Source organism: Burkholderia sp. KCJ3K979 (assembly GCF_016759955.1).
In the GTDB taxonomy this organism is placed as follows: Bacteria; Pseudomonadota; Gammaproteobacteria; order Burkholderiales; family Burkholderiaceae; genus Burkholderia; species Burkholderia orbicola.
This window is the reverse complement of sequence record NZ_JACFYV010000201.1, coordinates 1-12,015: the sequence shown is the minus strand read 5'-3', so window position 1 is coordinate 12,015 and position 12,015 is coordinate 1. Positions and strand designations below refer to the sequence as shown.

Below are 12,015 nucleotides of genomic sequence, written 5' to 3'. Positions count from 1 at the left end.
GGGTTTGTCCCGCCCTCATGTCTGACGAAATCATGCCGTTAAAAAAGAAACCGCCGAACCCGATGAGCTCGACGGTTTTGGAAGGCACGAAATTGACGGCTCCGAGGGAAGTCCGTCAAAAACAAGTTTATAGGTTAACAAGTCGGAAAGATTGTTAAATATGGTTCAATTTATAATCTTCATATAATTGAAGTTGGTATTATTGATTAAATGAGGCTTGATTCCGTTTCGGAATTTCATAATATCGTTTGAAACGAGAAAATTGAATGCTGCGGTGATCGAATCACGCGCGGCAGCAGGTTTTCCGCAGGTGACGGCATGTGTGGAGGGCCGGTGTTTCAACCCGGCATATCGAGTGCGTACGGCACTTTGCGGCGTGGTATTTATCTGATCAATTGGCGGTATCCCGATTCGCGCGACCAGCAAATCCGGGAGGAGACGATTCAGATAAAACTGTTTAGATGAAAAAGATAAACGATTCGGATTGGTGGTTTTCGCAATTTGCGTTGTGTAACCTGTCGCACTGTCGGCACCGCGCGCGCATGGTGTATTTCAAGTAACCGAATATCGTAAAAATATCGAATTTGACGGCGCGCCGAAGCGAACAGTACGCCCCCGGAAAAAATCGACATGACAGGATGGGCCGGGTAGGCGGCGGAGCGCGTCGAGGTGGGCTCGTTCCGCATATGTATTGAGGTCGAGCCGTGATCGGCGGCTCGCCATTTGCCGGAGCGCCGGATGAATGCGGTCGAAGCTCGCCAGGAGGCGAATCGGAAAACGAATCGCGACGAAATCGATCTCGTGTTCGGCGCGCCGGACGATCATCGCGATCTTGCGTCGGTACGCAGTTTCGTCGAAAGCCGGCTCGGATTCGCGCACGAGCCCGTGTGCCGCGCCGATCTGTCGGGCGGCGTGCTGTACCAGGAATGCCTCGCGCGGCTGCGGTGGGGCGAGCGCGATGCACTGCCGCCGCTCGTCTTCCTGCCGCGGCTGGAAGCGCTCGGGCTGATGCGCTGGTTCGACCGGCTGGTGGTCGGCCGCACGATCGATGCGCTACGCGCCGATCCGGCTGCCGTGTACGGTTGCAACGTCGCGGCGGCAAGCGCGGTGGTCGACGACGCGTGGCTGGCGATTTTCAGGCGGCTCGAGCGCGAGCCGTCGGTGGCGGCGCGGCTGGTGATCGAGATCACGGAGACGGGGCCGCTGAACCCCGTCGCGGGCCGGTCGTTCGTGAACCGCTTCCGGCAGGCCGGATGCCGGATCGCGATCGACGATTTCGGCGTCGGTTTCAGCGCGTTGAACAATCTGGTGGTCGGCAACCCCGACATCGTGAAGCTCGACCGGTCGGTCCTGTCGCTGATCAAGCGCAACGCGATCGGGCGTTACCAGTTTCGCCGGCTGATCGCGTTTGCGCATGAAGGGGCGCGGCACGTCGTCGTCGAAGGCGTGGAAAGCGAGACCGACCGGCAGATCATCGTGGATGCCGGCGTCGCGTGGGCGCAGGGCATCCGCTTTTCATGGCGGTCGCCGGCGGCGGCGTGAGTGCGGAAGCGGGCAGGGCGGCGCGCCGGGTGCGTGTCGCGGTTGGGACGAATCGCAAAGGGGACGTGGGCATGGCGGGGACGAAAGCCGGAGGCGGAACGGGCACGCAGGCGACCGATGTGCGCGACCTGGTCGCGCTCGCCGAGCTGGCCGACATGCTGTGGCAACTGGGCGCCGAGTCGACCGATGCGCCGATCGATGTCGCGCCCTATCTCGATGGCCTGACGACCGTCGCGCGCCGCATTCAGCGGATGAGCCCGCTCGACGCGGGCGGCCGCGAGCTGGCGGCCCGGCACTATTACGCGGGCGTCATCGCCGGTGCGTGCGGCGACGAGTCGGCGATCGCGCGCGGCGTATCCGACAGCCTCGTCAGGCAATCGGGCGGCGCAGGCCGGCCGGCGGCCCGTTGCTTCGTGCTGCTGGCGCGCATGGGGCGGCGGCATGGCCGCGCGTTCGCCGCGCAAAGCGGCGATCGGGTACTGGTGTAACGCAACCGGCGCGGGTGCGGGCCCGGTACCGCGGCCCGCTCGCGCGGCCGTCGAATCTCAATCCTTCCCGAAACCGCCGAGCACCAGCGCCATCGCGCGGTCGATCGCATCGTCCCATCGACCGACGTGCGCGGCGCGCACGATCCGGATGCCGGGGTAGAGCGCGGTGCGCGAGCCGGTTTCCCAGCGCGCGTCCGCTTTCGGGCTGAGCAGCAGCACGGCCGGCACGCCGAGTGCGCCGGCGAGATGGATGTGGGCGGTGCAGGTGGTCACGACGGCGTCCATCGCGAGCATCAGCGCGGCAAGATCGCCGAAATCGCCGATCGCGTGATGCGGGAAGGTGACCGGCAGGTCCGATTGCTCGGATTGCGCGGACAGATCGCGATTGAGACAGTACGCGGCGTAGCCGTGCATCCGCGCGAGCGGCGCGAAATCGCGCAGGCTGGCCGCGCGATGGAAGCGCGCATCGCTTTCGTCGCGTCCGCGCCAGTTCAGCCCGATGCGACGCGTACCGGGTGCATGGCCGTCGTGCGATACGCGCTCGCGCCACGCGGCCGCATGCGCGGGCGGGCACGTCAGGTACGGGGCCGGCATGCCTTCCGGCGTCGGCGCGTAACCGAACAGCGCGGCGAGCATCAGGAACGAGCACCAGTAGTCGTGGGCGAGCTGTGACGTGTCGACCCACGCGCCGTGCGCGCCGACGAATTCGATGCGCGGGAACGTCTCGCGCAGCAGGCCCGTCAGCGCGTCGGGTACGACCACGGTCACGCCGGCGCAGCCGAGCGCGTCGAGCGCATGCAGATAGCGCGCGTACTGAAGCTGATCGCCGACCCCGCCGTAGCTGAGGATCAGCAGCCGCTTGCCGTGCAGCGGCTGACCCTGGTAGAGCCGTTCCGTCGGCAGCCCGAATTGCGCGGCCGTCAGCACGTTTTCGCTGTCGATGGTCGCGCGTGCGGCCTCGTCGCGCCGGCCGGCGCGCAGCAGCAGTGCCGAGCGCGCCAGCTGGATGCGCCCGCGCGCCGCGTCGGGCAGCGCGGCCGGATCGCCGAAATGGTCGAGCGTTGCGAGCCCGGCCTCGGGTGCGCCGGCGAAGCCGTAGCACGACGCGAGCTGTAGCGCGATCGCATCGTCGTCGAGCCCGCGGCCGCGTGCGCGTTGCCAGCGGTCGATCGCATGCCCCCACTCGCCGCGCGATTCGTGGTCGAGCGCGCGGTTCCAGTTCGTTTCGGGGGTGTCGGCGTCGGTGGGCGCGGCCGTCGCGGAATCCGTGCCGCGTTCGGCCGTCGAGCCGGCGGCGAGCGGTTCGCCGGTGATGAACAGGCGCTGCCGGTCCCAGCGCGGGTTCGGCACGCACAGCATGTTCAGCCCGTCGATCCGGTAGAACGTGTAGTCGAGACCGGCGAACGTGTCGATGATCGGCGCCTCGCCGACTTTCCAGTATTCGATCCAGCACCACGGCAGATGCGTCTCGATCAGCCGCCGCGCGCCGCGCAGCGCGTCGATCTCCATTCCTTCGATGTCGAGTTTCAGGAAATCCAGCCGCGGCAGGCCAAGCGAATCGAGCCGGACGACCGGCGTCGGCGTGCCGCCGGAGGCTTGCGTATCGACGAGCGAGACCTGCCCGAAGTCGGCATCCTGTCCGTAGTCGACGTCGGGCACTTTCATCGTGCCGTTGGCGGCGGCCAGCCCCATGTTTAGCAGATGGAGATTGTCGAGCTGGTTGAGCGCGACGGTGCCGCCGAGCGCGTGAAACAGCGTGCGTTGCGGCTCGAACGCATAGACGCGGCCGCCGCGCTCGCGCAGCCGGTGCGCGAGCGGCACGCACACCAGCCCCGCGTTCGCGCCGCCGTCCACCGCGATCGCGCCGTCGGGCAACTGGTCGATCACCTGCAGGATCGTGTCGAGTTCGCCCTGGATATGCGGCCGGCCGGTCTTGATCAGCGCCTCGGCCTGCAACGCGCAATGCCGGTTGATGACGAACGGGCCGTGGATCGAATCGATCACGACGAAATTGCGGACGGTCTGATTCATGGGCTGGGGCGCGTGCGAAGGCAATCAGCCGAGCGGGCGGCCGGCGAACAGGTGCTGAATCTGCGAGGAATACGCGCGCACGTTGTGCTCGGCGAGCGTGTCGACCTGATGCAGGCAGCGGCGGGCGGCGGCCGCGTAGTCGTCGAGCCGCGCGTCGTGCGTCTGCGCGGCGGTCGCGATCGCGCGCGCCGCATCGAAGATCTCGAAGTCCGGATAGTAGTAGCCGACGTCGCGCAGGAACGGCGAGTTGTGCACGAGCGGGTAGTTGCCGTACAGCGCGTCGTACAGCAGGTAGTTCAGGCCGTTTTCCCAGTGGTGCGACACGACGATGTCGGTGTGATGCGCGGCCCATGCGACGAACGGCGCGCGCACGTCGGCGGTGGCCTTGCCGTCGCGCACCATCTCGAGCCCGAGCGCGAGATGCTTGAAGGCGACGTTTTCCTTCTTGTCGAACGTGTTGGTCATGTACACGTGCTCGACGAGCTCCGGATGTTCGACGTAGCACGCGTTCGCGGCGAGCATCGGCACGATCGCGCTCTTCACGACGTTCAGGTTCGGCTCGAAGAACGCGATGCGCTTGGCCGGGCCGTGGTTGCGATAGCCGAAGCGGGCCTTCAGCTCGGGATCGGCGTCGAGGCTGCGCTCGATGAAATACGGCGACCAGATATGCGGCAGCTCGATCACCGGGGCACGGTACACGGCCTGGAAATACGCGGCGCACGTGTGCATGTGCTGCGGATTGGTCCAGATCTCGTCGAACTGCACGCGGTGCGGGTTCGGCCGCCAGTCGTTCTTCTCGAAGTTGATCGTCTCGACCGCGATCACGTAGTCGTTGCCGAAGCGATACGACACGCACTTGCCGCCGCGCTGGCGCACGACGTCCGTGTGCGACGGGTCGATGAACGCGTTCATCTCGATCAGCAGGTCGGTCTGGTGAACGACGGCCGACAGCGGCCGCAGCGCGTCGCCGAACGCGTCCATCATCAGCGCCTGCGGATACTCGGTGATGCCGTTGTCGTGCGCGAGCCAGACCTCGCCGATCAAAGGCGACTGCTTCAGCAGCATGTACAGGTACACGCAGTGCTGGTTCGCACCGTTGTACCAGATCGACTGCGTCGCGTCGCGCTGCACGTTCATCGTTATCGCGACATTGAGTTTCATCGGATCGGCTCCGTGGGGCGGGTAGTGCGCGGCTTACTGCGCGGCGTTTTGCGTCTGACGCGGCACGTAGCCCGTCAGATGCCAGCGGCCGTCGGTTTCGAGGCGGAAGCTCAGCTTCTCGAACATCGTGGCGCCGCTCGCGAGCGTCGTCGCGTAATCGACGTTCGCGTAGAGCCCGTCGGGCATTCCGGTCGTCCGCTCGTAGCGGATGCGCGTGACCTGCGCCCAGCCGCGATGGCTGACCGCGCCGACCGACTGGCGTGCCTGCTGCATTTGCGCCGTGAACTGGTCCTGCTTGAAGCGCGCCTTGACGAACGGTGCGGCGTCGCTCCATACCGCGCCGTACTGGCCGGCGTCGAGCTGCTTGAACACCGCATCGGAGTCGCGCAGCAGCGTGTCGGCCGATTCGCCGGCGGCTTGCGCGTGCGCGCCGATCGCGATCGATGCGGCGGCGCAGCCGATCAGCCATTTTGCGCGGGTGAGGGTCGGGCGTGCGTTCACGGTCGGGGTCCGGAAAGGGCGGCGCGTCACGCGTCGCGATAGAGGGTGGCGATCGCATCCGTATAGGCCGCGACGTTCTCGGGGTTGTAGATGCTGACCGAGTCGAGCACGTGCTTCGACTGCTCGCGGTAGGCGTCGAGATTCGCGTCGTGCTCGGCGAACGCCTGCAGCAGCGCGCGGCCGCCGGCCTGACAGTCGAAATCCGGATAGAAATACCCGGCCTTGCCGAGGAACGGCGAGTTGTGGATCAGCGGATAGTCGCCGTACAGCAGCTCGTAATACAGGTAGTTCTGCGCGTTCTCCCACGTGTGCGACACCACCGCATCGCCGTACGCGGCCATGAACTCGTACACCGCATAGCGGCTCTCGAACGTCGTGATCCCGTGGTTCACGATGTCGAGGCTCTTCGCGAAGTGCACGAACGTCGGATGTTCCTTCAGGTGAATCGTGTTGCACACGCGCACGAACTCGAGGAACGCCGGCTTCGCGCGATACGCTTCCTCGGTCACGAGCATCGGAATGATGCTCGTCTTCACCATGCAGATGTTCGGCTCGAACATCGTCACGCGCCAGCGCGGCTTGCCCGGCTGATAGCCGAACGACAAACCGGCGCCGAGCGTCGCGCGCGCCTTGTCGAACAGCATCGGATGCCAGATGTGCGGGACGATCGTGACCGGCGCGCGCAGGCCCGTCTGGTAGTAGTGCAGGCACGAGCGCTCGAACTCGGGAATCGTCCACACCGCGTCGTATGGCGCTCCGGAGAACAGGAAACCCGACGGCTTGTCGAACATCGCGCGTTCGATGTCGATCACGTAGTCGTTGCCGACCCGCATCGTGACGACCTTGCCGCCGCGCTCGCGGAACGCGCGCAGGTAGTCCGCGCCGAACTGTGCGCTCATCTCGATCAGCACGTCGCAGCGCTCGAGCGCCTCATCCATCGACAGCAATGGCACGTTCCACTCGCCGAGCATCATCTGCGGATCGGCGACCTGTTCGCCGCCGTTCACCATCACGGCATCCGCGACGAGCGGCGACTGACGCAGCAGCAGGATCAGCAGCAGGCAGTTCTGGAAAATGCCGTTTTCCCACAGCGACTGGCCGGCGCCGCGCACGAACAGCGACACGCCGACGACGAGACGCTTGCCCTCGCCGGGCGCTTGACGGGCATTGGAGTCCGACATGCGTATGCTCCGGTTCAGGCGACCAGACGCGAGACGAACGCGTCGAGGTTCGCGGGGTTGTCGATCGAGACCGACTGCAGCAGCCGGCCCGCCTTCGCGCGGTAGTCGTCGAGGCGTTCGTCGTGATGCAGCCACGCTTCGAGCAGCGCGCGGCCGCCGGCAGCCGAGTCGAAGTCCGGGTAGTAATAGCCGGCGTCGCCGATCAGCGTCGAGTTGTGGATCAGCGGATAGCCGCCGTACAGCACGTCGTAATACAGATAGTTCTGCCCGTTTTCCCAGTGGTGCGACACGACCGCATCCGCGTGACGCGCCATGAAGCCCGGCAGGTCGAGTCGCGGCTCGAACGTCGCCTTGTGCTGGCGCACGAGATCGAGGCTGTTCGCGAAGTGCACGAAGGTCGGATGTTCCTTCATGTGCATCGAGTTGACGACGAACATGTGTTGCACCGCATCAGGCCGCGCGCGGTAGAACGCGTCGCACGCGAGCATCGGGTAGTGGCAGGACTTCGCGACCGAGATGTTCGGCTCGAGCATCGCGAGCTTCCACGGCCGCTGGCCGGGCTGATAGCCGAACGTCGCGCCTTCGTCGGCGAGCGTGGCCACGCGGCGCTCGAGGAAGTACGGCGACCAGATGTGCGGCATCAGGTGGACGGGCGCGCGCAGGATCGTCCTGAGCATCGGCGCGGCGGTCTTGTCGTATTGCGGCAGCAGCCATACTTCGTCGAACGGTGCGCCGTTGAACACGTGCCCCGACGGTTTCCCGAAGATCGGCGTTTCGCACAGGCCGGCATACACGTGCCCGCAGAAGAACGCGGCGATCTTCTTGCCGAGCGCCTTCATGTGCCGGAGCCATTCGACCGGCAACTGCGCGCCCATTTCGATCACGACGTCGAGTTCGTGCGTGACGTCGGCGGGTTTCACGAGCGGGATGTCGAGGCCGTCGAGCTCGAGGCCGGCCGGCAGTGCGTTGGCGTCGCCGCCGTTCAGGAAATAGACGGGACCGACGCGATCCGAGCGCTTGAGCATCATCGCGAGGAACGCGATGTTCTGGTGAATGCCGTTTTCCCAGATCGCCTGGCCGTCGCGCGCAAACAGCGAGATGCCGACCGCCGGCCGTTGCTTGCGAGTGCCGCCCGCGGCGGCTTCATTGATGTCCGTCACCGGTTGGTTTCCTCTGCGGCGTCGTGCGTCCGGGCCTCGCGTCGAGCGTCTGGCCGGCAGCGGCGCGCCGTGGATCGTCATGGTTGGATTCGCGCCGGTGGCACCGCGGCGCGCGAACCGGGCGACGGGATTCGCGAGGGCGGCAGCCGGATTCCGGCGTGTCGCCGGGCACGCCTGGGACGGCGCGCATCGGGCGGGCTGCCCCGGCGACTATTTGCGGCGATTGTGGCATGGAAACCGCCGGTTTTGGCAGGACGTGACGAACTTTGACATAGCCGCCGGCCAACGGAAGCGGGCGCAGGCGTTGCGGCGCCCGGTCGTCCCGCGGCGTGCCGGCGTGGCGCGGCTGGCCTGCCGGATCGCGCGGCCGCATGGGCGGCCGCCGGCGCCTCAGTGCTGCAGCCGGATTTCGACGCGGCGGTTGCTGGCGCGGCCTTCCGGCGTCGCGTTGGATGCGACCGGATCGGCCTTGCCGCGGCCCGAGACCGTCATCGAGTCGGTCTTCAGCCCGTGCGCCTTCAGATAGGCGGCGACCGCTTCGGCGCGGCGCTTCGACAGCGCGAGGTTGTAGTCGTCGCTGCCCACCGAATCGGTGAAGCCGGTGACCGTCACTTGCGAGTACGTGCGGTCGGCGCGCTCGCTCAGCAGCCGGTCCAGCGATTCGCGCGCGGTCGGCGCGAGCGTCGCGTGGTCGGTGGCGAACAGCGCGTCGCCGGACAGGTTCACGCGTTCGATCACGGCGGCGGGTGCGGGTGTGGCGGCCGAAGCCGCTTCGGCTGGTGCGGCGCCGCACTGGAACACCAGCGTGGCCGGATCGGATTTGTCGCGCAGCGCGCGGGCCGAGTCGACGGCGCGCACGGGCTCGTCGCCGCAGATCTTGCGGGCGGCCTTCATGCAGGTCTGCGGGCCCGACAGCAGGCCGTGGCAGTCCACCTGGAAGGTGCGCACGCCGTCGCGCGGCTGCAGTTCGGAGGCGCTGAAGGTCGGGCCGGATGCGGTCGAGCACGCGGCGAGGGCCGTTGCGGAAAGCGCGAGCGCAAGAGCGAGTTTGTTCACGGTGACGTCCTTAAAGCTTGGGTTGACCGAGGCCCGCCGCGCGGTGCGCAGCGGGCTCGTCCTGCCGTCGGAGCCGCGGGTCGTCCGGCTGGCGAGCCGGACGGCCGGGCGGCGCGACGCGTTACTTCCACTGATACAGCATGCCGGCGCCGATCACCTTCTGACCGCCGCTGAAACCGCCGTTGATCGACGCCTTCAGGTTCTCCGTGATACGCGCCTGCATGTTGACCGCCATCGCCTTCTGGCCGAGGAAGGTCGACGTGCCCACGCCCATCCCGAAGTTGGCGTCGCGATCGAGCTGCGGGATCGACGCCATCGCGCCGACGGCCGCGATACCCTGCTTCGCCATCTGGTCGGTCTGCTGCAGTTGCGAGCCCAGCGAGTTGATCTGCGCCTGCTGGCCCGACAGTGCCGTCGACAGCGTCGTCTGCACCTGCGTCAGCTGGTTCACGTTCACCGCGTCGGTGCCTTGCGTACCCGGCGCGACGTTCGTGATCTGGCGCTGCTGCGTGTCGCTGCCGACCGACACCACGTTCGAGCGGCCGCCGTCGTTCGAACCCGCGCCGATTGCCACCGAGTTCGAGCCGGCCGTGACCACCGGAAGGTCGTTGCCCTTGCCGTTCAGGTCGGCGGCGACGCCGTTGTTGTTCGCCGCACGCGTCGTGTTGTTGTTGAGCGTCGTCGACAGCTGGTTCAACTGGTTGTTGATGTTCGTCACGCCGGTCGACAGCGACGCCACGTTGCTGTTCGTCGTGCTCAGGCCGGTGGACAGCGAACCGATGCCGGTCGACGTCGACGTCGACAGCGAGTTGACGTTGCTGTTCGTCGTGCTGAGGCCCGTCGACAACGAGTTGATCGCAGTCGAGGTCGACGTCGACAGCGACGCCACGTTGCTGTTCGTCGTGCTCAGGCCGGTCGACAGCGAGTTGATGCCGGTCGACAGCGATGCGACGTTCGACGCGGTGGACGTCGACAGCGTGTTGATCGCGTTGTTCGTCGCGTTCAGCTGGCTGCCGTTGATCGCGTCCGTGCTCGTGGCCGAGATCCGGCCCGCGGCGACGTTCGTGATCTGGCGTTCCTGGCCCGGTGCACCGACGCTCACCACGCCGACCGGCGAGCCGCCCGCGAACGGGTACGTGACGCCGCCGATCGTGGCGCTCGAGGTGCCGACCGCAGCAGCCGTGACCGAGTTCGCGCCGAGTGCGATCGAGTTCGCGACGTTCGCTTGCGCGTTCGTGCCGAAGGCGAGCGCGTCCGCGGCCGTGGCCTTGGCGGCCGAGCCGTAGGCCTGTGCGCCGGTGGCGCTGGCCGTGGCCTGGCTGCCCAGCGCGATCGTGTTGTCCGCGGTGGCCTGGTTCGAGCTGCCGAGGGCCAGCGCGCTGGCGCCGGTTGCCGTGTTCTGGTTGCCGAGGGACACCGCGCCGTCGCCGGTCGCCGTGTTGTTCGCACCCATCGCCACGGCGCCGGTACCCGTCGCCACGTTCGGATCGCCGATCGCGACCGCGCCGTCGCCCGACGCCGTGTTGCCGGAGCCGATCGATACCGCCTTGCCGCCCGTTGCCGACGCGTTCTGGCCGATCGCGACTGCGCCTGCCGTCTGCGCGTTCGAGCCGTCGCCGACTGCCACGCTGCTCGCGCCCGCCGCGCTGGCGTTCACGCCGGCGGCGAGGGCGTTGGTGCCCGTGGCGCCGTCGTTCGCGTAGTTGGCTTGCTGCACGCCGTTGTCGTTGACGCTGTAGTAGTGCGTCTTCGCGGCGTTGATCGCGGTCGAGGTGGACGTCGAGAGCGACGACACCGAGCTGTTCGTGCTGCTCAGGCCGGTGGACAGCGAGCCGATGCCGGTCGAGGTCGAGGTGGACAGCGACAGGATCGTGCTGTCCGTGCTGCTCAAGCCGGTGGACAGCGAGCTGATGCCGGTCGAGGTCGAAGTCGACAGGGACGTGATCGAGCTGGTGGCCGACGACAGGCCCGTCGAGGTCGAGGTCGACAGGGAGTTGATCGAGCTGTTCGCGGACGAGAGGCCCGTCGAAGCCGACGTGGACAGCGAGGTAACCGAGCTGTTGGTCGAACTCAGGCCGGTGGACAGCGAACCGATGGAGCTGGTGGCCGACGACAAACCGGTCGAGGTGGAGGTCGACAGGGACGTGATCGAGCTGTTGGCCGACGAGAGACCAGTCGAGGTCGAGGTCGAGAGCGAAGTGATCGAGCTGTTAGCCGACGACAGGCCCGTCGAAGTCGAGGTCGACAACGAAGTGATCGAGCTGTTAGCCGACGACAGGCCGGTCGAGGTCGAGGTCGACAGCGAAGTGATCGAGCTATTAGCCGAAGACAGACCCGTCGAGGTCGACGTGGACAGCGAATCGATCGAGCTGTTAGCCGACGAGAGGCCGGTCGAGGTCGAGGTCGACAGCGAAGTGATCGAGCTGTTAGCCGACGACAGGCCGGTCGAGGTCGAAGTCGACAGCGACGTGATCGAGCTGTTAGCCGACGACAGGCCGGTCGAAGTCGAGGTCGACAGCGAGGTGATCGAGCTATTAGCCGAGGACAGACCCGTCGAAGTCGATGTCGACAGCGAGGTGATCGAACTGTTAGCCGACGACAAGCCCGTCGAGGTCGAGGTCGACAGGGACGTGATCGAGCTGTTGGCCGACGACAGACCCGTCGAAGTCGAAGTCGACAGCGACGTGATCGAGCTATTCGCGGACGAGAGGCCGGTCGAAGTCGAAGTCGACAGCGACGTGATCGAGCTGTTAGCCGACGACAGGCCGGTCGAAGTCGATGTCGACAGCGAGGTGATCGAACTGTTAGCCGACGACAAGCCCGTCGAGGTCGAGGTCGACAGGGACGTGATCGAGCTGTTGGCCGACGACAGACCCGTCGAAGTCGAAGTCGACA

At 66.5% G+C, this 12,015-nt stretch carries 9 protein-coding genes; 2 read left to right on the top strand and 7 right to left on the bottom strand.

The annotated features are described in order from the left end of the window. Window positions 1-738 precede the first annotated feature (738 nt). Window positions 739-1,542: an EAL domain-containing protein gene (locus H3O04_RS28755; protein ID WP_034175152.1), complete on the top strand. Its 804-nt coding sequence runs from the start codon at window positions 739-741 to the stop codon at window positions 1,540-1,542. A gap of 71 nt (window positions 1,543-1,613) precedes the next feature. Further along, on the top strand, window positions 1,614-2,030 hold the full coding sequence (locus H3O04_RS28750; RefSeq protein ID WP_041489353.1) for a hypothetical protein: 417 nt from the start codon (window positions 1,614-1,616) through the stop codon (window positions 2,028-2,030). 57 nt (window positions 2,031-2,087) lie between these two features. On the opposite strand, the gene H3O04_RS28745 is transcribed toward H3O04_RS28750, so the two are convergent. From H3O04_RS28745 to H3O04_RS28715, 7 genes are all read right to left on the bottom strand, one after another. Further along, window positions 2,088-4,061 carry an FkbM family methyltransferase gene (locus tag H3O04_RS28745; RefSeq protein ID WP_202588961.1) on the bottom strand — a complete coding sequence of 658 codons (1,974 nt, stop codon included), beginning with the start codon at window positions 4,059-4,061 and terminating at the stop codon, window positions 2,088-2,090. Window positions 4,062-4,085: 24 nt separating this feature from the next. After that, window positions 4,086-5,222: a DUF2827 family protein gene (locus H3O04_RS28740; RefSeq protein ID WP_006480557.1), complete on the bottom strand. Its 1,137-nt coding sequence runs from the start codon at window positions 5,220-5,222 to the stop codon at window positions 4,086-4,088. A gap of 33 nt (window positions 5,223-5,255) precedes the next feature. Next, the gene (locus H3O04_RS28735; RefSeq protein ID WP_023475686.1) at window positions 5,256-5,723 is read right to left on the bottom strand and encodes a DUF4019 domain-containing protein; all 468 of its coding nucleotides are present in this window, start codon (window positions 5,721-5,723) and stop codon (window positions 5,256-5,258) included. A gap of 26 nt (window positions 5,724-5,749) precedes the next feature. Continuing rightward, window positions 5,750-6,904, bottom strand: a complete 1,155-nt coding sequence (locus H3O04_RS28730) for a DUF2827 domain-containing protein (protein WP_023475685.1) — start codon at window positions 6,902-6,904, stop codon at window positions 5,750-5,752. 14 nt (window positions 6,905-6,918) lie between these two features. Further along, window positions 6,919-8,064 carry a DUF2827 domain-containing protein gene (locus tag H3O04_RS28725; protein ID WP_006480560.1) on the bottom strand — a complete coding sequence of 382 codons (1,146 nt, stop codon included), beginning with the start codon at window positions 8,062-8,064 and terminating at the stop codon, window positions 6,919-6,921. A gap of 390 nt (window positions 8,065-8,454) precedes the next feature. After that, the gene (locus H3O04_RS28720; RefSeq protein WP_006480561.1) at window positions 8,455-9,120 is read right to left on the bottom strand and encodes an OmpA family protein; all 666 of its coding nucleotides are present in this window, start codon (window positions 9,118-9,120) and stop codon (window positions 8,455-8,457) included. A 121-nt stretch (window positions 9,121-9,241) separates the two neighbouring features. Next, the coding region (locus H3O04_RS28715; protein ID WP_202588960.1) for a YadA family autotransporter adhesin at window positions 9,242-12,015 on the bottom strand (2,774 nt) is incomplete at its 5' end.

What these genes read in the sequence shown, in the direction of transcription:
- H3O04_RS28755 (WP_034175152.1), top strand. Translation starts at nt 739, where the DNA reads ATGAATGCGGTCGAAGCTCGCCAGGAGGCGAATCGGAAAACGAATCGC.
- H3O04_RS28750 (WP_041489353.1), top strand. Translation starts at nt 1,614, where the DNA reads ATGGCGGGGACGAAAGCCGGAGGCGGAACGGGCACGCAGGCGACCGAT.
- H3O04_RS28745 (WP_202588961.1), bottom strand. Translation starts at nt 4,061, where the DNA reads ATGAATCAGACCGTCCGCAATTTCGTCGTGATCGATTCGATCCACGGC.
- H3O04_RS28740 (WP_006480557.1), bottom strand. Translation starts at nt 5,222, where the DNA reads ATGAAACTCAATGTCGCGATAACGATGAACGTGCAGCGCGACGCGACG.
- H3O04_RS28730 (WP_023475685.1), bottom strand. Translation starts at nt 6,904, where the DNA reads ATGTCGGACTCCAATGCCCGTCAAGCGCCCGGCGAGGGCAAGCGTCTC.